The 21,511-nt window shown below is 61.1% G+C and carries 21 protein-coding genes; 11 read left to right on the forward strand and 10 right to left on the reverse strand.

What is annotated here, in order from left to right; translation table 11 throughout:
• The first annotated feature begins 71 nt into the window (after nucleotides 1-71).
• Both GTP58_RS17250 and GTP58_RS17255 read left to right on the forward strand, forming a co-directional pair.
• On the forward strand, nucleotides 72-1,184 hold the full coding sequence (locus tag GTP58_RS17250; RefSeq protein ID WP_072786163.1) for a ribonucleotide-diphosphate reductase subunit beta: 1,113 nt from the start codon (nucleotides 72-74) through the stop codon (nucleotides 1,182-1,184).
• 125 nt (nucleotides 1,185-1,309) lie between these two features.
• Complete coding sequence (locus tag GTP58_RS17255; protein ID WP_161078503.1) at nucleotides 1,310-2,338, forward strand: YhcG family protein; 1,029 nt, start codon at nucleotides 1,310-1,312, stop codon at nucleotides 2,336-2,338.
• Here the strand turns inward: GTP58_RS17255 and GTP58_RS17260 are convergent.
• Entirely contained in the window at nucleotides 2,327-3,814 is a 1,488-nt protein-coding gene (locus tag GTP58_RS17260; protein WP_161078504.1) for an FAD-dependent oxidoreductase, read from the reverse strand. The genes GTP58_RS17255 and GTP58_RS17260 overlap by 12 nt on opposite strands.
• 82 nt (nucleotides 3,815-3,896) lie before the next feature.
• Between GTP58_RS17260 and GTP58_RS17265 the strand changes: the two genes are divergently transcribed.
• Nucleotides 3,897-4,367, forward strand: a complete 471-nt coding sequence (locus GTP58_RS17265; RefSeq protein WP_167544301.1) for a MarR family winged helix-turn-helix transcriptional regulator — start codon at nucleotides 3,897-3,899, stop codon at nucleotides 4,365-4,367.
• An 867-nt stretch (nucleotides 4,368-5,234) separates the two neighbouring features.
• On the opposite strand, the gene GTP58_RS31105 is transcribed toward GTP58_RS17265, so the two are convergent.
• Nucleotides 5,235-6,209, reverse strand: coding sequence for a hypothetical protein (locus GTP58_RS31105; protein WP_202413747.1), 975 nt, complete (start codon nucleotides 6,207-6,209; stop codon nucleotides 5,235-5,237).
• Between the two features lie 281 nt (nucleotides 6,210-6,490).
• Between GTP58_RS31105 and GTP58_RS17275 the strand changes: the two genes are divergently transcribed.
• Nucleotides 6,491-7,003 carry a YggT family protein gene (locus GTP58_RS17275; protein ID WP_072786167.1) on the forward strand — a complete coding sequence of 171 codons (513 nt, stop codon included), beginning with the start codon at nucleotides 6,491-6,493 and terminating at the stop codon, nucleotides 7,001-7,003.
• Nucleotides 7,004-7,139: 136 nt separating this feature from the next.
• Here the strand turns inward: GTP58_RS17275 and GTP58_RS17280 are convergent, their stop codons facing one another.
• The 8 genes from GTP58_RS17280 to GTP58_RS17315 all read right to left on the reverse strand — a co-directional run bounded on the left by GTP58_RS17280 (nucleotide 7,140) and on the right by GTP58_RS17315 (nucleotide 14,364).
• Complete coding sequence (locus GTP58_RS17280; RefSeq protein ID WP_161078505.1) at nucleotides 7,140-8,078, reverse strand: carbohydrate kinase family protein; 939 nt, start codon at nucleotides 8,076-8,078, stop codon at nucleotides 7,140-7,142.
• 9 nt (nucleotides 8,079-8,087) lie between these two features.
• Nucleotides 8,088-9,659, reverse strand: a complete 1,572-nt coding sequence (locus tag GTP58_RS17285) for a DUF3426 domain-containing protein (RefSeq protein WP_161078506.1) — start codon at nucleotides 9,657-9,659, stop codon at nucleotides 8,088-8,090.
• 8 nt (nucleotides 9,660-9,667) lie between these two features.
• Nucleotides 9,668-10,600, reverse strand: a complete 933-nt coding sequence (gene prmA, locus GTP58_RS17290) for a 50S ribosomal protein L11 methyltransferase (protein WP_072790586.1) — start codon at nucleotides 10,598-10,600, stop codon at nucleotides 9,668-9,670.
• Nucleotides 10,601-10,615: 15 nt separating this feature from the next.
• Nucleotides 10,616-11,995: an acetyl-CoA carboxylase biotin carboxylase subunit gene (gene accC, locus GTP58_RS17295; RefSeq protein ID WP_072790589.1), complete on the reverse strand. Its 1,380-nt coding sequence runs from the start codon at nucleotides 11,993-11,995 to the stop codon at nucleotides 10,616-10,618.
• A gap of 108 nt (nucleotides 11,996-12,103) precedes the next feature.
• Nucleotides 12,104-12,574, reverse strand: a complete 471-nt coding sequence (gene accB, locus GTP58_RS17300) for an acetyl-CoA carboxylase biotin carboxyl carrier protein (RefSeq protein WP_161078507.1) — start codon at nucleotides 12,572-12,574, stop codon at nucleotides 12,104-12,106.
• Nucleotides 12,575-12,661: 87 nt separating this feature from the next.
• The gene (gene aroQ / locus GTP58_RS17305) at nucleotides 12,662-13,099 is read right to left on the reverse strand and encodes a type II 3-dehydroquinate dehydratase (protein WP_072790595.1); all 438 of its coding nucleotides are present in this window, start codon (nucleotides 13,097-13,099) and stop codon (nucleotides 12,662-12,664) included.
• A gap of 84 nt (nucleotides 13,100-13,183) precedes the next feature.
• A complete protein-coding gene (locus tag GTP58_RS17310) occupies nucleotides 13,184-13,738 on the reverse strand; it encodes a TlpA disulfide reductase family protein (protein ID WP_161078508.1) in 555 nt (184 codons plus the stop codon).
• Nucleotides 13,735-14,364: a hypothetical protein gene (locus GTP58_RS17315; protein ID WP_072790602.1), complete on the reverse strand. Its 630-nt coding sequence runs from the start codon at nucleotides 14,362-14,364 to the stop codon at nucleotides 13,735-13,737. The genes GTP58_RS17310 and GTP58_RS17315 overlap by 4 nt, the downstream gene beginning before the upstream one ends.
• 84 nt (nucleotides 14,365-14,448) lie before the next feature.
• On the opposite strand from GTP58_RS17315, the gene mpl reads away from it, so the two are divergent.
• The 7 genes from mpl to mtgA are packed head-to-tail and all read left to right on the forward strand — an operon-like array spanning nucleotide 14,449 to nucleotide 21,477.
• On the forward strand, nucleotides 14,449-15,813 hold the full coding sequence (gene mpl, locus GTP58_RS17320) for a UDP-N-acetylmuramate:L-alanyl-gamma-D-glutamyl-meso-diaminopimelate ligase (protein ID WP_161078509.1): 1,365 nt from the start codon (nucleotides 14,449-14,451) through the stop codon (nucleotides 15,811-15,813).
• The gene (locus GTP58_RS17325) at nucleotides 15,813-16,391 is read left to right on the forward strand and encodes a YqiA/YcfP family alpha/beta fold hydrolase (protein ID WP_161078510.1); all 579 of its coding nucleotides are present in this window, start codon (nucleotides 15,813-15,815) and stop codon (nucleotides 16,389-16,391) included. Before mpl ends, GTP58_RS17325 begins: the two co-directional genes overlap by 1 nt.
• Nucleotides 16,388-16,987, forward strand: a complete 600-nt coding sequence (locus GTP58_RS17330) for a chorismate lyase (RefSeq protein ID WP_229215618.1) — start codon at nucleotides 16,388-16,390, stop codon at nucleotides 16,985-16,987. Before GTP58_RS17325 ends, GTP58_RS17330 begins: the two co-directional genes overlap by 4 nt.
• Nucleotides 16,984-19,014, forward strand: a complete 2,031-nt coding sequence (locus GTP58_RS17335) for a ribonuclease catalytic domain-containing protein (RefSeq protein WP_161078511.1) — start codon at nucleotides 16,984-16,986, stop codon at nucleotides 19,012-19,014. Before GTP58_RS17330 ends, GTP58_RS17335 begins: the two co-directional genes overlap by 4 nt.
• Before the next feature lie 39 nt (nucleotides 19,015-19,053).
• Nucleotides 19,054-19,941, forward strand: a complete 888-nt coding sequence (locus GTP58_RS17340; protein WP_161078512.1) for a TonB C-terminal domain-containing protein — start codon at nucleotides 19,054-19,056, stop codon at nucleotides 19,939-19,941.
• 4 nt (nucleotides 19,942-19,945) lie between these two features.
• The gene (gene aroE / locus GTP58_RS17345) at nucleotides 19,946-20,764 is read left to right on the forward strand and encodes a shikimate dehydrogenase (protein ID WP_161078513.1); all 819 of its coding nucleotides are present in this window, start codon (nucleotides 19,946-19,948) and stop codon (nucleotides 20,762-20,764) included.
• A complete protein-coding gene (mtgA, locus tag GTP58_RS17350) occupies nucleotides 20,761-21,477 on the forward strand; it encodes a monofunctional biosynthetic peptidoglycan transglycosylase (protein ID WP_202413749.1) in 717 nt (238 codons plus the stop codon). Before aroE ends, mtgA begins: the two co-directional genes overlap by 4 nt.
• Nucleotides 21,478-21,511 lie beyond the last annotated feature (34 nt).

Consider the following 21,511-nt stretch of genomic DNA (forward strand, 5'->3'; position numbering starts at 1 on the left):
GCTATAAGCTAGAGCGCGCCATCCCCGCCGGGGATGGCGCATCATCACATATATATTAGAGGAACCCCATTATGTCGTTGTCCTGGGACGAAGAGGCCGCACCAGCGGCATCACAAATCAATCAAGCTGCGCTGGCCGCCTCCGAAGGCACGGCCGAGCAGGTCGCGCTGCGCGTCAATGCAGACGACAAGCGCATCATCAACGGTAAAACCGACGTCAACCAGCTGGTACCGTTCAAATACAAATGGGCCTGGGATAAATACCTGGCCGGCTGCGCCAACCACTGGATGCCGCAGGAAGTGAATATGCAGCGCGACATCGAGCTGTGGAAGAACCCGAACGGCCTGACCGACGACGAGCGCCGCCTGGTCAAACGCAACCTGGGCTTCTTCGTGACCGCCGACTCGCTGGCTGCCAACAACATCGTGCTGGGCACTTACCGCCACATCACCGCGCCAGAGTGCCGCCAGTACCTGCTGCGCCAGGCGTTTGAAGAGGCGATCCACACCCACGCCTACCAGTACATCGTGGAATCGCTGGGCCTGGACGAGCAAGAGATCTTTAACGCCTATAACGAGGTCAAATCGATCCGTGACAAGGACGAGTTCCTGATCCCGTTCATCAACACGCTGACCGATCCATCGTTCACCACCGGCACCGTGGAGCAGGACCAGAAGCTGCTGAAATCGCTGATCGTGTTTGCCTGCCTGATGGAAGGCCTGTTCTTCTACGTCGGCTTCACCCAGATCCTGGCGCTGGGCCGCCAGAACAAGATGATGGGCGCTGCCGAGCAGTACCAGTACATCCTGCGCGACGAATCGATGCATTGCAACTTCGGCATCGACCTGATCAACACCATCAAGATGGAAAATCCGCTGCTGTGGACCCCGGCCTTCAAGGAAGAGATCAAGCAGCTGTTCCTGCAAGCCGTGGACCTGGAGTACGCCTACGCCGAAGACACCATGCCGCGCGGCGTGCTGGGCCTGAACGCCACCATGTTCAAAGGCTATCTGCGCTTCATCGCCAACCGCCGCGCCACCCAGATCGGCCTGGAAGCACTGTTCGACCAGGAAGAGAATCCATTCCCATGGATGAGCGAGATGATCGACCTGAAGAAAGAGCGTAACTTCTTCGAGACCCGCGTCATCGAATACCAGACCGGCGGCGCGCTGAACTGGGATTAATCCCTTCCGCCTCCCATTGAAAGCCCCGCCAAATCGCGGGGCTTTTTCTTTTGGGGCAGCTCAATACAGCATCTCCGAGCGCGCGTAAGAGTGATCTCTGGCCTATTACCCGGAGGAGAGCAGTGATGAATACATCTGAACTGACGCTGACGCACGATCTGGATGTTTTGCATGCGGAGCTACGCACCTTGATTGCCGCCAGCCGCCAGCGCCTGGCGGCCACCGTCAATGCCGAATTGAGCCAGCTGTATTGGTCGATTGGACGGAGACTATCGATTGAAGTGCTGGCGGGAGAGCGAGCCGAGTATGGCACGCAGCTCATGCGCCGCTTGGGGAAACAGCTGGAGCAGGAGTTTGGACGAGGATTCGAAACGCAAAACTTGCGGCGCATGGTGCAATTTGTGCAAGCATTTTCCAATTTAGAAATTGTCGTGACACTGTCACGACAATTGAGCTGGAGCCACTTTGTCGCCCTGACTAGTGTGAAGTTAGAAACTGCTCGCTCGTATTACGCGAAGCAAAGTGTTGCGGAGCACTGGAGCGTGCGGGAATTGCGGAGGCAGATCGGGCGAAAGGGCTATGAGCGTAGTCAGATCGCTAGCGCTGCTGCGGAACCATCTTCCGTGGCGGCGACTGCCGAAGGTATTTTTAAAGATCCCTATTTTCTGGACTTCCTCGGCTTGCGCGATGGTTATGATGAGGCTGATCTTGAGTCGGCCATCCTGCTTCAGCTAAAGGCCTTTATCCTGGAACTGGGCAAGGGCTTTGCTTTTGTCGAGCGCAAGAAGCGAATGATTATTGATGGCGAGGACTTCTATCTGGACCTGCTGTTCTTCCACCGTCGCCTGCGCAGGCTGGTGGCGATAGAGCTGAAGCTGGGGCGGTTCAAGGCAGCCCATAAAGGGCAGATGGAGCTGTATCTGAAGTGGCTGGACCGGTACGACCGCCAGCCTGGGGAGGAAGCGCCGATTGGCTTGATCCTGTGTGCGGAGTCCAGCAAGGAGCAGGTCGAACTGCTGCAGATGCACAAGGATGGCATTACGGTCGCCGAATACTGGACCGAATTGCCGCCAAAGGCGGAACTGGAGCGTCAGCTCCGCTTGGCGCTCGCGGACGCGCGCGAGCGCCTGGAGCGCAGAAAGTTAGCCCACTAACTCATCCATGTACCTGGCCAGCGCCGGGCTGCTCTCTTCGTGGGTGAGGACGGCGAGGTAGCCGTCGGGACGGAGCAGGGCGATGTCGCCGGGCTCGAAGCCGTAGGCATCGCGCAGATGGCCAGCTGGATCGCGCAGCTCGGCATGCTCGCCGACGTTGATGATGCGCAGGCCCGGGCGTGCGTTGAACACGGGCGCCCCTTCCGCCTCATAGCGCAGCATAATCCAATCCCCTGATTTCAATAGCGAAAACAAACGCACTGGCTGGCCACCCGCGCCCACGCACGGTGCGTCCGGCGCGCGATAGCCGGCGCGCACCGGTGCATCGTCGCCACGTTCATCGACCGACAGCGCGGAGACGGGATAGCCCAGATCCAGCTGCTGCTGTTCGCGGCCACGGCGCAAGTCACCGCGCTCGCGCGCCGCATCGAGCAGGCGCGTGGCCATGCCCAGCATGCCGGCGGCGATCTCGCGCCGTTCTTCTTCATAGCTGTCGAGCAGTGACGCGTCGGCGCCATTCACCACCGCCGCCAGTTTCCATCCCAGATTCCAGGCATCCTGCACGCTGGTGTTGAGACCCTGGCCGCCAGTCGGTGGATGGATGTGCGCAGCATCGCCGGCAAGGAAGATGCGGCCCACTTGATAGCGCTCTGCTAGCCGTGCGCTCATCGCGTAGTCCGAACGCCAGTGGACGGCCTGTATCTCGATGTCGGTGCGGCTGGTGCGCTCGGCGATGGCGGCGGCAATGCCAGCATCGGTCAGATCGAATTCGCCTTCCAGTGGTATCGGCATCTGCAGCTGGAACAGCGGCGTGCCCTGCAAAGGACAGAGGCTGATCTGATTCGGTCCGCTGCCCCAGCGATGCCACACGTCGCGCGACAGACCGCTGAGCGTCAGATCCGCCACCACGGCGCGCGCGTTCAGCGACTCGCCAGGGAAGTTGACGCCCAGCGTCTTGCGCACGAAGCTGCGGCCGCCGTCGGCGCCCACCATATAGCGTGCGCGGATGGTGATGTCGCCATCGACGGTCTGCACCTGCGCGGTGACGCCATCGGCATCCTGCTCGAAGCCGGCCAGCGCATGGCCATAACGCGGCGCATGGCCCAGCTCCGCCAGGCGCGTGCGCAGGATGCCTTCGGTCAGATACTGCGGCAGCATCAGCGGTTCGCCGTACGGCTCGTCCGGCGTGGCGGCCGTGGCGCGCACCGTTACTTCATCGTGGTAGCCGCCGTCCGCATGGTAGTGACGCTGCGCCGGATACGGACCGCCAGCGGCGATCATGCGGTCGGCCACGTCCAGCGCCTCGAAGATTTCCAGCGTGCGTGGCTGGATGCCTTTGCCGCGCGAACCGGCGAAGGGCGCTGCGATCTGGTCGATAAGCAGGAACGGAATGTTACGGCGGGCGAGGTCGATAGCCAGCGTCAGGCCAGCGGCGCCAGCGCCGCAAATCAGGATGTCGGTGTGGATGGTGTTCATGTGCCTCTCCTTTTATGTGTGTATTTTGCACATATTATTCCGACTTAAAATCGCTGTCAAGAACTATGTGTATAATGCACATATGAATAAAGATATCCGCGAATTGCATGACGCGCTGCTCGACATCATCGGCTTCATGAGCCGCCCCGAGCCCGACGTCGAACTCATGTCCGATATGGCGATGCCGCTTGAGCGCGCGCTGCTGCCGCTATTGGTACGCATCGAACGCCGGGGACCGATCGGCGTGGTGGAGCTGGCCGATCTGGTTGGCCGCGACTACACCACTGTCAGCCGCCAGGTGGCGCGCCTGGATGAACTGGGGTTGGTGGTACGCCGTGCCGGCACGCGCGACAAGCGTGTGCGCGAAGCCGAAGCGACAGAGCTGGGCCGCGAGATGGCGGACGCCATCGACCGCATGCGCGAGCAGCTGGTCAGTGAGCTGATGGCCGATTGGACCAACGCCGAGCGCCGCGATCTGGCGCGACTGCTCAAGCGCATGGCCGCCGGCATGAATGAGTGGGTGGCGCGCCGCAAAACCGAAGACGACGAGTAACGCCCCATCGCATTTCAAACGCCGCCTGTGCTGGTATGCCTTAACGCCGATTTACACCAGCACTGTACGATCATCACCGCATCCATTTCTCACTTCACCCGCGTCGATCACGCACTCTAAAACGCAGGCGCAGTGCGGCACACCGCTGCATTCCGCTTGCTATTCGCCTTACTCTGTCTCATAATCGCGACGAATTAAAAACAGCGAGTGGTGATGGCGCGCAGTTCAAGCGCAAGCGCTCTCGGATTCGGAAGCGGGCGATACGATTTCCTGGCCAGATTTGGCGGTATCGAAGAAACCCAGGCGGTATAAGGCTTACTTTGAAGTGCGAATTTTCCGGCGCGATGCGCGCGGCACTTCCCGAACCCGATTGAGCGCGCGTGCAGACCGCGCGACGACGCAAGCGAGCACGCCGGATGCACATGTGTATGTGAGCTGGCGAGCGTAAGTCGAAAAAAAAGCGCGCGAATATCTATCGTGCCGGTTGCGCACCGACAAGGTTTTCGTGTACTTTACGAACTTGAAAATGCGTGATTTAAATAGTGCGAAAATTTTCGGATGATCGCAGCACGCAGAGATGACCGCGATACGGGATACAGATTCAAACAGATATGCACAAGACCACGCCGTTTTTGTTCAACCGTCTTGCCTGATTCGATTCAGGCCGGGCGGTTTTTTGTTTGAAAACGAAAACCGTGACGTGGCTGCGACGTAGATTCCTGGAGCTGAGCATACGCCCGGATCACCGCAAAACGTCGCGACAAGATTTGTATTCGCACGCCGCTCCGGCCTCGGACGGCGGGTGAATCGATGGCTGAAGCGCTGCACTTGTGAGGAGATGCAGCAGTTCAGCTAGTGCCGAATTCATTAGCGCAAACGGTTATGGTTTGCGCCGATGAATAATTCGCCTGGCCCAATTCCGGGTTGGACGGGTTTTAAATCTTGTAAACGAATTTTTCCCATCCCCGATGAAGGAGAACTAAACATGGCAACCGCCGCAAAGAAACCAGCAGCCAAAAAAGCTGCACCAGCAAAGAAACCTGTAGCCGCTAAAGCCGCTGCCAAACCAGCAGCAAAAGCTGCCGCCAAACCAGCTGCCAAGCCAGCGGTTAAAAAAGCAGCTGCCAAGCCAGCCGCTAAACCAGCAGTGAAAAAAGCCGCTGCCAAGCCAGCAGCAAAAGCCGCCGCTAAACCAGTCGTGAAAAAAGCCGCCGCTAAACCAGCAGCCAAGCCAGCAGTGAAAAAAGCTGCCGCTAAACCAGCAGCGAAGAAAACCGTCGCCAAGGCAGCCGCCAAACCAGCAGTGAAAAAAGCTGCAGCCAAACCGGCAGTAAAGAAAACCACCGCTAAAGCAGCAGCGAAACCAGTCGCTAAAAAAGCCGCAGCCAAGCCAGTAGCGAAGAAAGCCGCTGCCAAACCAGCAGCGAAAAAAGTCGCCGCTAAAGCAGTCGCTAAACCAGTAGCGAAAAAAGCCGCCGCCAAGCCAGCAGCCAAGAAAGCCGCTCCAAAAGCAGCTGCTAAACCAGCCGCTAAACCAGCTGCCAAAAAAGCTGCGCCGAAAGCCGCTGCCAAGCCAGCAGCTAAAAAAGTAGCAGCCAAGCCAGCCGCTAAAGCAGCTGCCAAAAAACCAGCAGCTAAAACGGCAGCCAAACCGGCTGCAAAGGTAGCGGCTAAGCCAGCAGCAAAAAAGCCAGTTAAAGCAGCTGCGAAGCCTGCAGCTGCCAAGAAGCCAGCAGTAAAAAAAGCCGCTAAACCAGCTGCCAAGCCAGCCGCTAAACCAGCAGCTGCTCCAGCTGCCGCACCAGCAGTAGCTGCAGCACCAGCCGCTAAACCAGCAGCCAAGCCAGCCGTAAAAAAAGCCGCTCCTAAAAAAGCAGCTCCGAAGAAGGAAGCCGCTAAGCCAGCAGCTCCAGCCGCCGCCGCTCCAGCAGCGCCAGCAGCTCCAGCCGCCGCGCCAGCAGCAAAAACCGTACTGGCTCCGGCCGCCGCATGGCCGTTCCCAACCAGCACCCGTCCTTCCTAAGTCTTAAACGCTTAGAAGCCTGCTGAGGCAATGGCCGCTGTGTGAGACAATCACACAGCGGCTTTTTTATTGGAGGGGTTTCGTGCTGAGTATTCTTAAGTTGATTGTCGACGCCATCGCTACGCTGTTGGGCGCGGCCTTGTTGCTGCGTTTCTGGATGCAGGCGATCCGCGTGCGGCCACCGTCGTCGGTAGCGCAGTTCACTTTCCAACTGTCGGACTGGCTGGTGCGTCCGTTGCGCCGCATCGTGCCGGGCGTGGGCGGCTATGACTGGGCCAGCCTGATCGGCGCTTTCCTGATCGTGCTGGCGGCATCGTCGATCTATTTCCTGAATGGCTGGCCGGGACCGGCGGTCCTGCTGATGGCTTGCCAGCGCTTCCTGGAGTGGATTCTGTATGGCTTTATGGCCTTGCTGGTGATCGAGGCGATCTTCAGCTGGGTGAACCCGCATGCGCCGCTGGCGCCGTTCGTGCGCGCGCTGAACGAGCCTATCCTGCGGCCGCTGCGCCGCGTGGTGCCGCTGGTGGGGAATCTGGACCTGTCGCTGCTGGTGGCGCTGATCCTGCTGCAGATCGCGCAGCTGCTGTTGGGCATGGCCTTCGCTGGCCGTTAGGCTGACCGCAGCGCTAAAAACAAAGGCAGGCCTGTGGCCTGCCTTTTTACATTGCGCGGTTGAGCCAGGACTTATCCCCGGATGAAGCCGGGTCTGACCCCGTACGGGGTCAGACCCGTGTATGCCGTTGTGCGGGTTAGAAGCGGTAGCCGAACGCCGCTTCGAACTGGTCGGCGATCTGCGCCGCGGTGAAGCTGTGGTTCTGCGCGCCCTTGTGGGCGATCTTGATGGCGCCCAGCAGGCTGGCCAGACGGCCGGTGGTTTCCCAGTTCCAGCCCCGGGTGATGCCGAACAGCAGGCCAGCACGGTAGGCGTCGCCGCAACCGGTCGGGTCCAGCGCGGCGGTCACCGGCACGGCTGGGATGTCGATGCGCTGGCCCTTGGTGTGGATCTCCGAACCCTGCTCGCCACGGGTGACGATCAGCGCTTCCACGCGGCTGGCGATATCGGCCAGCGACAGGCCGGTACGTTCGATCAGCAGCTCGATCTCGTAATCATTGGTGGTGACGTAGGTGGCCTTGTCGATGAAATCGATGAGTTCTTCGCCATTGAACATCGGCAGCTGCTGGCCCGGGTCGAAGATGAACGGGATGTGCAGCTTGGACAGGTCTTCCGCATGCTTCTTCATGCCCAGATGGCCGTCCGGCGAGATGATGGCGATGCGCGCCGGTCCTGCCTTGGCGACCTCATTCTCATGCGCGTACGACATGGCGCCCGGGTGGAAGGCGTTGATCTGGTTGTTGTCCTGGTCGGCGGTGACGAAGCACTGGGCGTTGTAGGCATCCTGCTTGATGAGGATGTTGTCGGTGGCCAGGCCCAGTTTGCGGAAGCGCGCCATATACGCCGCGTTGTCCTGGCCCATGACGCCAACGATGCGCGGTTCGCCGCCCAGCATTTGAAGGTTGTAGGCGATGTTCGGCGCGCAGCCGCCGAATTCCGTCCGCATGGTCGGCGCCAGGAAGGAGACGTTCACCTTGTGCAGCTGGTCCGGCAGCAGGATGCTGTCAAAACGGTTGGGGAATTGCAGGATGGTGTCGATGGCGATCGAACCGCAAATCAAAGAAGTCTGGGTCATGATAGGTCTTTATGGATAGAAGACTGCGATGTGATAGCCGGATGCTTTCAGCTCGCGTAATTCAAAGTAAAGTTTAACGGCTTGTTCCGTATGTGGGGCAAAACCTTTGTCGAATGCCACGTCCTGGTGCAGATAATCGCGTGGCCCGAACACACGGCGTAGCACGCGTTTGTCCTTGTCGTCCTCCAGCGTCAGTTCAATCGACGGCCAGGCCTGCGCGGTGGCGCTCTGGTTGCGCAGCAGGGTGGTGAACGAGAAGGTGGTGTCGCTCAGGGTCTGCAGTTCACCCTGTTCGATGGTCAGGTCGTCGATCTGGGTTGGCAGTTCGATCTTGCAACCGAGCGTCTGGCAAGCCGCAGCCAGCGCCGGCTTCAGCGCGGGAACAGTGGCGGCGATTGAATTGCGGAAGGTGGTCACGGCTTGCATGAGCAGGGCGCCCACCAGCAGCACCGAGCCCAGGCTCATGGTGATGGTGGCGGCCTTGCCGAATTTCTGGCGCTGGCGGTCGCGTTTGACGAAACCCGGTTCTTCCGGCTCGGCGTGGGCTTCGTAGGCTGGCGCTTCTTCCGCCGTGGCGGTGTGCAGGTAGGCGTGGGCGCGCGCCGATTGCGCTTCGTTCAGGCCGGCGCTGGACAGCTGGACCAGCGCTTCTTCATCGACTTCATCAAGTTCGTCGTCGCGCTGCGGGCGGGATGGCGCAAGCGCCGGCTCTGGCTCCGGCTCGGCCGGTGCGGCTTCGGCTTCGCCGAGGAAGCTGGCCAGGTCGGCGTCGATGACGTGCGGCGTGGCGGCAGGCGGGGCCTCCGCGTCGCTGTCTTCGACTTCGTCGTCGGCGGAGAAGATAGCGGCATCGGCGGCCGCGAAGGCGTGGTCCAGCGCGGGACCGGCGCCGGCTTGCGGCTCGTCGAGCGGCGCCTCGTCCCAGGTCGGTTCGATGCGTCCGCCTGACATATTGGCGTAGGCGTCTTCCGTAATCGGTTGGCCGTCAGCGTCGTGCTGCACGTCGGCCAGGGTCTGTTCCATGGCTTGCAGTTCGGCCTCGAGCGCGGCTTCCAGTTCTTCTTCGCCCAGGCTTTCCAGGTCGTCCAGCACGGCATCGCTGGCGGGCACGGCGGCAATTTCCGGCTCGCTGCTGGCTTCCAGGTCGGGTTCGGATTCGATGTTCAGGTCGAGGTCGAACAGCGCTTCTGTATTGGGCGGCAGGGTCGCCAGTTCGGCCGGCAGCGGGATGGGCGCAGCGCTGGCGACCGCCTCGTCGTCGAGATCGATGTCGAATGCGGGGGGCGGTTCAAGTTCGGGTTCAAGCTCCGGTGCGGCGGGCTCGGGTATTGCGTCCAGTTCCAGCGCGGGTTCGGGGGCGGCGCTGGCCAGCACTGCTTCGGCGCGCGTGTCGAGCGCGGCCATTTGCTGGTCGAAGGGAATCGAGGCGGGGAGAGGGGCAGGCGGCTCCAGCAGGGCCGCGTTGCCATCAAAGACTTCATTGCAGGAGCCACAGCGCACTATGCCCCCACGTAATTTCAGCTGGTCATGTGCGACCCGAAATACCGTGTTGCAGTGGGGGCATTTTGTGGCGAGCGCCATTGCCAGGTTTAACGCGCAGCCGGAACGGTGTCGCTACCCAGGCGGCCATGCAGCGCCACCCAGCCTTCTTGCTCGGCCCAGACGCCCAGCTTGATGAACGGGGCGTAAGCGGCAGCCACTTCTTCGGCCTGGCGTGCCAGCACGCCGGACAGGATCAGCGCACCACCGTCGGCGACGCGGCCGGACAGCATCGGCGCCATCAGTTTCAGCGGGCTGGACAGGATGTTGGCCACCACGATGTCAAAGCGCTGCGTCGCGTGCTGCGACTCGGCGAAGGTATCGGGCAGGAAGTAGCTGATGTCGCAGTTGTTGCGGGTGGCATTGTCGGCTGCCGATTCGATCGCTTGCGGATCGATGTCCACGCCCACCACTTCGCCAGCGCCGGTCTTCTTGGCCACCATGGCCAGGATGCCGGAACCGCAGCCGTAGTCCAGCACGGTCTTGCCTGGCGCCGGATGCGCCTCCAGCCACTCCATGCACAGACGGGTGGTCGGGTGGCTGCCGGTGCCGAAGGCCAGGCCTGGGTCCAGTTCCAGAATCAGCGCATCCGGATTTGGCGCTTCGTGCCACGAAGGCACCACCCAGATGTTCTTGCCGATATGAATTGGCGCAAACTGCGATTGGGTCAGACGCACCCAATCCTGCTCCTCCACCTTGCGGGTGGTGAATTTCGGCAGGGTGGTCAGGCCGATCTGGCCGGCCGCAGCCGCGACGATCACCGCCTGGTCGTCATCTTCGTCGGTCAACGCGACAACGCGGCTGTGGTCCCATGCTGCTTCGGTAGGCTCCATGCCCGGCTCGCCGAACAGCGGTTTTTCCGCGTCGGTGCCTTCATCCGCGTCTTCCACGGAAACCGACAGGGCGCCCACATCCATCAGCGCCTCGGACAGGGCTTCGGCGTGGTCGCGCGCGATTTCGATGACGATTTCAGTCCAGCTCATTATTAAACCTTTGAATTAAGCTTTGTTACTCAAGCTCAGTTTGTGCAGATCTGGCATGTCAGCCAGCTTCTGCTCCAGATAGTGAATATTGGTGCCGCCTTCGATGAAGCGGGCATCAACCATCAGCTCGCGGTGCAGCGGGATGTTGGTCGAAATGCCTTCGACGACCATTTCCGACAGCGCGATCTGCATGCGGCGGATGGCCTGCTCGCGGGTGGCGCCATAGGAAATGACTTTGCCGATCATCGAATCATAGTGCGGTGGCACATAATAACCCGCATACGAGTGCGAGTCGACGCGCACGCCTGGACCGCCCGGCACGTGCCAGGAGGTGATGCGGCCTGGCGACGGCGTGAACTTGAACGGGTCTTCCGCATTGATGCGGCACTCGATGGCGTGGCCGGACAGCATGACGTCGCGCTGGCGGAAGCGCAGCTTCTCGCCGCAAGCGATGCGGATTTGTTCCTGCACGATGTCGATGCCGGTGATCATTTCGGTGACCGGGTGTTCCACCTGCACGCGGGTGTTCATCTCGATGAAGTAGAACTCGCCGTTTTCGTACAGGAACTCGAAGGTGCCCGCACCACGGTAGCCGATCTTGCGGCAGGCTTCGGCACAGCGCTCGCCGACTTTTTCAATCAGCTTGCGTGGAATGCCTGGCGCCGGCGCTTCCTCGATCACCTTCTGGTGGCGGCGCTGCATCGAGCAGTCGCGTTCGCCCAGCCAGACGGCGTTTTTGTGTTCGTCGGCGAGGATCTGGATTTCCACGTGGCGTGGATTTTCCAGGTACTTCTCCATATAGACTTCCGGATTGCCAAACGCAGTACCGGCTTCGGTCTTGGTCATCTGCACCGCGTTGATCAGCGCCGCCTCGGTATGCACTACGCGCATGCCGCGGCCGCCGCCACCGCCGGCCGCCTTGATGATGACCGGATAGCCAACTTTACGGGCAATTTGCACGATGGCTTTCGGATCGTCCGGCAGCGCGCCTTCCGAACCTGGTACGCATGGCACACCCGCCTTGATCATGGTCTGCTTGGCGGTCACTTTGTCGCCCATGGTGCGGATCGATTCCGAACGCGGGCCAATGAAGACAAAGCCGGATTTTTCCACGCGCTCGGCGAAGTCGGCGTTTTCCGACAGGAAGCCGTAGCCTGGGTGGATCGCTTCAGCATCGGTCACTTCAGCAGCGCTGATGATGGCCGGCATGTTCAGGTAGCTGAGCGACGACGGCGCAGGACCGATGCAAACGGATTCATCGGCCAACTTCACGTATTTGGCGTCTTTGTCTGCTTCCGAGTGGACCACGACCGTCTTGATACCCAGTTCGCGGCAAGCGCGCTGAATACGGAGGGCAATTTCGCCACGGTTGGCAATGAGGATTTTTTCAAACATGATAGGTTCGCTATGTCTGTGAGCGCCGATGATGGGCTGCGTCAGGTGAGGAGGGATTGCGGACCAAGCAGGCGCGCCCGTCGCCGATGGGGAGGGCGCTGGCCTGTCTTAGCCGATCACAAACAGCGGTTGGCCGAATTCGACCGGTTGGCCGTTCTCGACCAGGATCTGGGTGATGGTGCCGGACTTGTCGGCGTCGATCTCGTTCAGCAGCTTCATCGCTTCGATGATGCACAGGGTGTCGCCTTCCTTGACTACCGCGCCCACTTCCACAAAGGCTGCGGCGCCTGGCGCCGACGAGCGGTAGAAGGTGCCCACCATCGGCGATTTCACGATGTGGCCGGTCGGTTCAGCAGGGGCTGCTGCTGCGGCAGCCACCGGTGCGGCGGCTGGTGCGGCGCCAGCAGGCGCTGAATGGTATTGCGGGATGGCCTGCGGCTGCATCATCACCATTTGGTTTTGCGCCAGTGCGGACGACTTGACGATGCGGACTTTGCTCTCGCCTTCGGTCACTTCGAGCTCGGCGATGTCCGATTCTGCGACCAAATCAATCAAGGTCTTCAGCTTGCGTAGATCCATGTAACCCCCAGGAATGTCTTGTTTGTAAGATTATGCGGTGGCGCCTTGTGGGCGGAACCGGTCTAAATTGCGCGCAGATCGCGTAGGTTATCGCTTTTTAAGCACGAAGTCGATGGCAAACCGATATCCTTCGATACCCAGTCCGCAAATGGTCCCTATTGCAATCGCGCTAAGAAATGAGTGATGGCGAAACGACTCGCGCTGGTAAATATTCGAAATATGCACTTCCACAAACGGGATTGCCACCCCGGCCAGCGCATCGCGCAACGCGACGCTGGTGTGGGTCAGACCACCCGGATTGATGACGATGGCGTCCACGCCTTCCGCTCTGGCGGCATGGATGCGATCGATCAGTGCACCTTCGTGGTTGCTTTGGAAGCAGGACAAGCTCGCACCCGCTGCCTGGGCCTGTGCCTGGGCAGCTTGTTCGATGTCGGCCAAAGTGCTTGCGCCGTAGACCTCGGGCTCGCGCGTTCCCAGCAAATTCAGGTTGGGTCCGTTGAGCAGTAGGAGGTTTTTTGCCATGATTCCTGAGCCTTCTCCGCGAAAGATCCGCATTTTGACGCTAAGTGCAGACATTTGGCAAGAGAAAAAAACTTGTGAAACTACTTACAGAGTTGCTAAATCTTTGCGCAGCTCGTCAAATTTGAGTCGGCCCAGGTACGTCTTCTTGACCTGGCCATCGGCGCCGATCAGGACCGTGTAGGGCAGGCCGCCGCCGCTGTTGCCAAACTGGCGCGACAGCTCGGTGCCGCTCATGCCGGCCACGAAGACCGGATAGCTGATTTTGAATTTGTCGCTAAATTCGGCGATATTTGTTGGTGAATCAATACCAATTCCGATAACTTGCAGCTTCTTGCCTTCTTCTCCGGCGGCCAGCGCCGACAGTTCCGGCATCTCCTGCACGCACGGGCCACACCACGGCGCCCAGAAATTCACCAGCATGGCCTTGCCTTTATATTTGGCCAGCGCGGTCGACACCCCTTTTGCATCGGGCAGCGTCTGTTTATAGAGTTCCTGCACCGGACCGGTCACACCGGCTGGCTGGGTGGTGGTCAGCGGCGGCGTTTGCGGCGTATTTTGTTTTTGATAACCGACATAGGCGCCCGAGGCGGCAAATAGCAGGCCGACAACAATATAAGCTTTCAGGTGTTTTGGATTCATGGCGTTGGTGGATGGGTACTGTTAACTAATAGGGCGCGCACGGCGGTAATGTCGGCCCGGGCCAGTTTGCCGTCGCCGCGGGTTTTGACGGCGCCGCGCAAATCGTCCAGTTCATAAATGGCGGCGTGCACGCCTTCCTTGTGCCACATGAAGCTGACCGTCTCGACCACACCGTAACGCGGGCCTTTGAAATGGGGCGTTTCCGAAATGTCGATTTGTACATTCCGGTTCAGCAGGAAGATCTCAACCTCCTTGGCGCTGTCGGCAAACAGCTGCAGGTGGATGTCATCATGCGGGCCGGCAGTGCCATTTAATACGGCGCCAGTTAAATAGGGCTGAAATTTCTCCAGGCCTTCCATGATGTCCACCGCCAGCGTCCGCAGGCGGAACAGGCGGGCTGGCTGGGTGTTGGCATGGAATAACGATTGATAGAGGCGGACTTCGGCCTCGATCTGCGCATTGTCCGGCAGCAGGTTGAGCGGCGGCTGGGTGTCGCCGAGGATTTGCCTGGCCGCCTTGCGTTTGGCTGTGTTGTAGTCGGCTCCGTCTTCGGCGATCAGGCGCGCGGCGGCCGCCGCGATCTCGGCACGCAGGAGCTGGAGTTCTTCATTAACATTCGGCGTCATGGACGAGATAATACTCTGAACCGGGAAAAGCGCGGCGGGTCGGGTAAAATCGCGTATTCAGTCAGCTTGTCGTCTTTGTTTACTATGCACATTCACATCCTCGGTATTTGCGGTACCTTCATGGGCGGCCTGGCCGTCCTGGCCAAAGAAGCGGGCCATCGCGTCACCGGTTGCGACGCCAACGTTTATCCGCCGATGAGCACCCAGCTCGAAGCGCAGGGCATCGAACTGATTACTGGCTTTGGTCCGGAGCAGATCGGACTGCAGCCGGATTTGTACGTGATCGGCAATGTGGTCACGCGAGGCAATCCGCTGATCGAGGAAATCATGAACCGCGGCCTGCCGTACGTCTCCGGCCCGCAGTGGATCGGCGACCATATATTAAGAGACAAATGGGTGCTGGCCGTGGCCGGCACGCACGGCAAGACCACCACCTCCGCCATGCTGACCTGGATACTGGAAGACGCCGGCTACGCGCCCGGCTTCCTGATCGGCGGCGTGCCGATGAACTTTGGCGTCTCGGCGCGCATGCAGGGCGACAAGGATTCGATCTTCTTCGTGATCGAGGCGGACGAGTACGACACCGCCTTCTTCGACAAGCGCAGCAAGTTCGTGCACTACCACGCCAAGACCGCCATCCTGAACAACCTGGAATACGATCACGCTGACATCTTCCCTGATCTGGGCGCGATTGAAACCCAATTCCATCATCTGGTCCGCACCGTGCCGGGCATTGGCCGCGTCATCTATAACGGCGATGAAGACCCGCTGCAGCGCGTGCTCAAGCGCGGCTGCTGGAGCGAGAAGGAAAGCTTTGGCCGCAGCGAGGGTACGGATTGGGCGATGAACGAACACGATGACGGCACGTTCGACGTCATCTTCCAGGGCAAAGTGGAAGGCCGCGTGGCATGGCAGCTCACCGGCAAGCACAACCGCGCCAACGCGCTGGCGGCGATTGCTGCCGCGCGCCATGTGGGCGTACCGATTGCGCAGGCGGCCAAATCGCTGGCGGCGTTTGACAGCGTCAAGCGCCGCATGGAAGTGCGCGGCGTGGTCAACGACATCACCGTGTACGACGACTTCGCCCACCACCCGACCGCAATTGCCACCACCGTGGGCGGCCTGCGCCAGAAGGTTGGCGCCGCGACCCGCATCCTGGCGGTGCTGGAGCCGCGCTCCAACACCATGAAACTGGGCGCGATGAAAGACGCGCTGCCGGGCAGCCTGAAAGAGGCTGATCTGGTGTTTGGCTACGGCGTCGAAAAATCGCTGGGCTGGAGCGTGGGCGCGGCGCTGTCACCGCTGGGCGATATTGCCAGCGCTTACGAAGACATCGACACGCTGGTGGCCGCCATCGCCAAGGCCGCCCAGCCGGGTGACCATATTATTGTGATGAGCAACGGCGGCTTCGGCGGCATTCATGACAAGATACTGAAAGCGCTGGCCTGATGATTCTTTACCTCCACGGCTTTCGCTCTTCGCCGCAATCCATGAAGGCGCGCCTGGTCGGCGAGCGCATGGCGGCGCTGGGCCTGGCCGATCAACTGATCTGCCCGCAGCTGCCGGCCTCGCCCAGGCTGGCAATGGCACTGGCGCTCTCTCTAGTAGAAGGCATTCCGGCGCAGCAATTGAGCATCGTCGGCTCCTCGCTGGGCGGCTATTACGCCACCTGGCTGGCCGAACGCATCGGTTGCCGCGCGGTGCTGCTGAATCCTGCCGTGGTGCCAAGCCTGGACCTGGACCGGCACGTCGGCGTGACCACGCAATACCACTCTGACGAGCCGTTTGAATTCAAGCGCGAATATATTGATGAGCTGCGCGCACTGGAAGTCGCGCACATCAGCCATCCTGAGCGCTACTTCCTGATCGCCGCCACCGGTGACGAAGTGCTGGACTACCGCGACATGCTGCGTCACTATCAGGGCGCGCGCCAGCATGTGATTGAAGGCAGCGACCACGCGATTTCCGAATTCCCGCAATATCTGGATGCGATACTGGCCTTCTGCGGTATCGAGGCGCGGTCTTGAACGCGCGGCGTGGTGCCTCGCTGCGGCAGACGCAGTGGCAGCCGCATGTGCTGGCGGTGAACGCGCCGTCAGCCTATGTGCCGTGGCTGATGGAAGGTGGTTCGCTGACCGCACGCCTCAAGGCGCATAGCCAGGCTTTTCGCGTGCAGCGGCTGCATCAGCGCAGCGCGATATGCCTGACCGACGAGGCCGCAAGAATCGGCATGCATCGGCCGGGCCGGGTCTGGGAAAGGGATGTGCTGCTGAGATGTGATAATACGCCTGCGGTGTTTGCGCACACGGTGGTGCCGATGTCGGCCACGGCCACGGATTGGCCGCTGTTCAGTGCGCTGGGCGAGCGCTCGCTGGGCACCACGCTGTTTGGTGATCCGGTGGTCCGGCGTGGTGTGTTGGAATTTGCAAGATTGCGGGAAGGGCATCCTTTGGCGCAACGCGCGCGGGCGGCGCTGATCGCCAACGGCGTGGCGGCTCCGGACGCCCACATATTATATGCACGGCGCTGTCTCTATCAGCGCCGGCAAGGTACCCTGCTGGTGACGGAAGTGTTTCTGCCTTCTGTCCTGGAACTGATTAAAACGAGCACGAATAAACGATGAATGTATTTTTTGAAGAATCCGGCGATTTCAAGGTCGGCAGTGTGATGACGCAAGCGGGCGAGGCCTATCAGGTGGAGATGGCCAGCGGCAAGCGCACCAAGGTCAAGGCCAAGGATGTGCTGCTGCAGTTCGAGAAGCCGTCACCGGCCGATCTCATGGAGCAGGCCAAGGCGATTGCCGCCGACATCGACCTGGAATTCCTGTGGGAAGTCGCCGGCGAAGAAGAGTTTGGCTTTGCCGAACTGGGCGCGGAATACTTCGGCCATGCGCCGCAGCCGGCGGAAGCGGCCGGCCTGATCCTGAGCCTGCATTCGTCGCCGGTCTATTTCTACAAAAAAGGCCGTGGCCGCTACAAGGCCGCGCCCGAGCAATCGCTGCGCGCGGCGCTGGCCGGCATCGAGAAGAAGAAACAGCAGGCGCTGGTGCAAGCATCCTATGTGGACGAGCTCAAAGCCAACCAGCTGCCGGAGTCGATGCACAACATCGTCATGCAGCTGCTGTTCAAGCCGGACAAGAATTCCATCGAGTACAAGGCGCTGGACGCCGCGTGCACCGAGCTGCACACCAATCCGCAGCGCCTGATGCTGGCGGTCGGCGGCGTGCCGTCGGCCAAGGCGCTGCACATGGCCAAGTTCCTGTTCGAGAACTTCCCGAAAGGCGCGGGCTTCCCGGAGGTGCTGGTGCCGGTGCCGCCCACCAACCTGCCGCACGCGGACGTCAAGGCGTTCTCGATCGATGACGTGACCACCACCGAGATCGATGATGCGTTCTCGGTCACCCATCTGGCCGACGGCAACGTCAAGGTTGGCATTCACATTGCCGCGCCTGGCCTGGCCATCAAGCCCGATGACGCAGTGGACAAGCTGGCGCGCAGCCGCATGTCAACTGTCTACATGCCTGGCGATAAGATCACCATGCTGCCGGATAACGTGGTGGAGGCGTTCACGCTGGCCGAAGGCAAGACCTGCCCGGCGCTGTCGCTGTACGCCACGCTGAACCCGGCCGACTGGAGCGTCGTGGCCACGGAAACCCGCGCCGAGATGGTGCCGATCGCGCACAACCTGCGCCATAACGACCTCGACGACCTGGTCAACGAAGAAACCCTGGCCAGCGGCGTCGGCGAGTATCCGCACAAGGACGACCTGTGCCTGATCTGGAAGTGGGCGCAAGTGCTGGAAGCGGCGCGCATGGTCAAGCGCGAAGGCTTTGGCCTCAAGCCGGAACAGAACAACCGCGTCGATTACAACTTCTACGTGGAAGACGACGTCGTCAGCGTCACCCGCCGCAAGCGCGGCGCGCCGCTGGACAAGATCGTCGCCGAGCTGATGATCTTTGCCAACAGCAGCTGGGGTAAGATGATGCACGACAATGGCGTACCGGGTATCTACCGCAGCCAGGGCCGTGGCGTCGGCGGCTGGAACGCCAAGATGCAGGTCCGCATGCTGACCCACGCCGCGCCGCACGAAGGTCTGGGCGTGGACCAGTACGCATGGAGCACCTCGCCGCTGCGCCGCTATACCGACCTGGTCAACCAGTGGCAGATCCTGGCCTGCGCCGAGAAGGGCGTGATGGCGCCGTTTGTTGCGCACTTCAAGCACAAGGATGCGGAGCTGTTTGCGATCGTGTCGCAGTTTGATGCGGCGTACGCGGCCTATGCGGATCACCAGTCGAATATGGAACGCTACTGGTGCCTGCGCTGGCTGGGCCAGGAAAACGCCCGTCAGGTGGAGGCGGTGGTGCTCAAGGACGAAGTGCTGCGCCTGACCGATATTCCGCTCATCATCCGTCTGCCGGGCATGCCGTCGGTGGCGCGTGGCGCCCAGGTCAAGCTGGACATCCTGCGCTGGGACGAGGTGGATCTGACGGTGGAAGCGCGCATCCTGGAGATTCCGGCCGATGTGGCGGCCAGCGATGTGGACTTCGAAGAAGACGAGGTCGAAGACGCGCCGGAAGAAGCGGTCGATGCACCGGAAGTGGCGGTGGAAGCCACTGCCGAGTCAGCCGGCCAGCAGCCAGCGGCGGAATGACGTGTAAAATCAGTCCCATCTCTTTCGTCCGGCCATCGAGTGAAGTCTTTTAAAGAAAATCGCTTGCTGTACCTTGCCCTCGGCATTTCGCTGGTGGCCCACGGCGCCATGCTGGCGGTGCACTTTGCGGCGCCAGCGCCGACGCCGGCGCAAGCCACGGACCCGGGGCTGGAAGTGATCCTCGTCAACGCCAAGCACAACAAGGCGCCGCTCAAGGCGGACGCCGTGGCGCAGGCCAACCTGGACGGCGGCGGCACGGTCGACCAGGGGCGCTCCAAATCGCCGATGCCGGACATGCGCAAGACCGAGATGGGCGATAGCGTCAAGGCCAGCAAACGCCGCATCCGCGAGCTGGAAGAGCAGCAAAAGAATCTGCTGACCCAGGTGAAATCCAGCGCGTCGATAGAGGCGCCGCCGATCACCGAAAAAAACAAGCCCGATCCGACGCCGACCGGCGCCGATCTGCTGGAATCGAGCAAGGCCATTGCCCGCCGCGTGGCGGAGATCAGCGAGACTATCGAGGAACAGAACAAGCGGCCGAAGAAGACCACGATCACGCCCAGCACGCGCGAGGCTGGCTACGCCACGTATTACAAGACCATGCAAAAGCGTATCGAAGATTTCGGCACGCTCAACTTCCCGAATAACAACGGCCACAAGCTGTATGGCCAGCTGATGCTGTTGATCCCGGTGTTCCAGGATGGCACCATCTACGAGAAAGATGGCGGCATCAAGGTCGAGCGCAGCTCCGGCAATCCGGCGCTGGACGAGGCGGCCATACGCATCGTGCGGCGCTCGGCGCCGTTTGGTAAATTCCCGCCGAATATGCGCTCGAGCGACCGCGATGATTTGTGGGTCATCATCACCACCTTCAGATTCACCCGTGACGATAAATTACAAGCCGATTTAAGCGGCGGAGGACGTTAAGAATATGGACCGCTACTGCGTGTTCGGCAACCCGATTGCCCATAGCAAGTCGCCCGAAATCCACACCGCGTTTGCAGCGCAGACCGGACAGGAGCTGGAATACGAGCGCCGCCTGGCGCCGCTTGACGGCTTTGCCGATGCGGTGCGCGCCTTCATCGCGCAAGGCGGCAAGGGCGCCAATGTGACGGTGCCGTTCAAGCTGGAAGCCGTCAAGCTGGCGCAGGCGCTGACCATCCGCGCGCGCGCCGCAGGCGCCGTCAATACGCTGGTGTTCAGCGACGACGGCATCATCGGCGACAACACCGATGGCGCTGGCCTGGTGGCGGACATCGTCAACAATGCCGGCGTGCCGATCACGGGCAAACGCGTGCTGCTGCTGGGCGCGGGCGGCGCGGTGCGCGGCGTGGTGTTGCCGATCCTCGAGCATCGTCCGGCCAGACTGGTGATTGCCAACCGCACCGTGGCCAAGGCCGAAGAGCTGGTTGAGCAGTTTGCCGCGCTGGGCGGCGAGGGCGTGGTGTCGGCGTGCGGCTTTGCCGAGATTGAAGGCGACTACGACATCATCATCAACGGCACGGCAGCGAGCCTGAGCGCGGAGCTGCCGCCGATTTCGCCATCGGTATTTGCGCCTGGCGCTTTGGCGCTGGACATGATGTACGGCGCTTCCCCCACGGTATTCTTGCAGTTCGCGGGCCAGCACGGCGCACAGTTGCGTGACGGCCTGGGCATGCTGGTGGAGCAGGCGGCGGAAGCGTTCCAGCTGTGGCGCGGCGTGCAGCCAGCCACGGCCGATGTGCTGCACAATCTGCGGACCAGGCTATGAGCAGGATCGCGACCAAATCCGCCGGCAAATGGCGCTGGGTGAAGTGGGTCTTTATCCTGCCCATCCTGCTGGTGCTGGTGGTGCAGCTGTACTTCTTCCTGCAGATCTGGTGGTGGGTGGACCACAACCCCTCCATGACCAGCTTCATGCGCGAGCAGCAGGCGACGCTGCAGGAAAAAAATCCCAAGGCGAATATCCAGCAGATGTGGGTGCCGTACAACCGCATCTCGAATAACCTGAAGCGCGCCATCATCGCCTCCGAGGACGCCAACTTCTCCGACCACGACGGCGTGGACTGGGAAGCCATGCAGAAGGCCTACGAGAAGAACAACAAGAAGCACAAGGTGGTATCGGGTGGTTCGACCATCACCCAGCAGCTGGCCAAGAATCTGTTCCTGTCCGGCTCGCGCAGCTATGTGCGCAAGGGGCAGGAGCTGGTCATCACCTTCATGCTGGAGACGCTGATGGACAAGGAGCGCATCTTCGAGATCTACCTCAACGTGGTGGAATTCGGCACCGGCACCTTTGGCGCCGAGGCGGCGGCACGCCACTATTATGGCGTCAGCGCGGCCGGCCTGAGCGCCGTGCAGGCGGCGAAATTGGCGGTGATGCTGCCAAATCCGCGCTATTTCGACAAACATCGCGACTCCAACTATCTGGCCCGCCGGACCGCCGTGATCCTGCGCCGTATGGGCTCGGCGGATTTGCCCTAACAAGCTGGTCTCAGCCCGGCTTTGCGGGTACACT

It is taken from the genome of Duganella sp. CY15W (genome assembly GCF_009857555.1).
In the GTDB taxonomy this organism is placed as follows: Bacteria; Pseudomonadota; Gammaproteobacteria; order Burkholderiales; family Burkholderiaceae_D; genus Rugamonas; species Rugamonas sacchari.

Excerpts from the sequence above, each read along its gene's own strand:
- GTP58_RS17250 (WP_072786163.1), top strand. The coding sequence starts at position 72 with ATGTCGTTGTCCTGGGACGAAGAGGCCGCACCAGCGGCATCACAAATC.
- GTP58_RS17255 (WP_161078503.1), top strand. The coding sequence starts at position 1,310 with ATGAATACATCTGAACTGACGCTGACGCACGATCTGGATGTTTTGCAT.
- GTP58_RS17260 (WP_161078504.1), bottom strand. The coding sequence starts at position 3,814 with ATGAACACCATCCACACCGACATCCTGATTTGCGGCGCTGGCGCCGCT.
- GTP58_RS17265 (WP_167544301.1), top strand. The coding sequence starts at position 3,897 with ATGAATAAAGATATCCGCGAATTGCATGACGCGCTGCTCGACATCATC.
- GTP58_RS17280 (WP_161078505.1), bottom strand. The coding sequence starts at position 8,078 with ATGACCCAGACTTCTTTGATTTGCGGTTCGATCGCCATCGACACCATC.
- GTP58_RS17285 (WP_161078506.1), bottom strand. The coding sequence starts at position 9,659 with ATGGCGCTCGCCACAAAATGCCCCCACTGCAACACGGTATTTCGGGTC.
- prmA (WP_072790586.1), bottom strand. The coding sequence starts at position 10,600 with ATGAGCTGGACTGAAATCGTCATCGAAATCGCGCGCGACCACGCCGAA.
- accC (WP_072790589.1), bottom strand. The coding sequence starts at position 11,995 with ATGTTTGAAAAAATCCTCATTGCCAACCGTGGCGAAATTGCCCTCCGT.
- accB (WP_161078507.1), bottom strand. The coding sequence starts at position 12,574 with ATGGATCTACGCAAGCTGAAGACCTTGATTGATTTGGTCGCAGAATCG.
- aroQ (WP_072790595.1), bottom strand. The coding sequence starts at position 13,099 with ATGGCAAAAAACCTCCTACTGCTCAACGGACCCAACCTGAATTTGCTG.
- GTP58_RS17310 (WP_161078508.1), bottom strand. The coding sequence starts at position 13,738 with ATGAATCCAAAACACCTGAAAGCTTATATTGTTGTCGGCCTGCTATTT.
- GTP58_RS17315 (WP_072790602.1), bottom strand. The coding sequence starts at position 14,364 with ATGACGCCGAATGTTAATGAAGAACTCCAGCTCCTGCGTGCCGAGATC.
- mpl (WP_161078509.1), top strand. The coding sequence starts at position 14,449 with ATGCACATTCACATCCTCGGTATTTGCGGTACCTTCATGGGCGGCCTG.
- GTP58_RS17325 (WP_161078510.1), top strand. The coding sequence starts at position 15,813 with ATGATTCTTTACCTCCACGGCTTTCGCTCTTCGCCGCAATCCATGAAG.
- GTP58_RS17335 (WP_161078511.1), top strand. The coding sequence starts at position 16,984 with ATGAATGTATTTTTTGAAGAATCCGGCGATTTCAAGGTCGGCAGTGTG.
- aroE (WP_161078513.1), top strand. The coding sequence starts at position 19,946 with ATGGACCGCTACTGCGTGTTCGGCAACCCGATTGCCCATAGCAAGTCG.
- mtgA (WP_202413749.1), top strand. The coding sequence starts at position 20,761 with ATGAGCAGGATCGCGACCAAATCCGCCGGCAAATGGCGCTGGGTGAAG.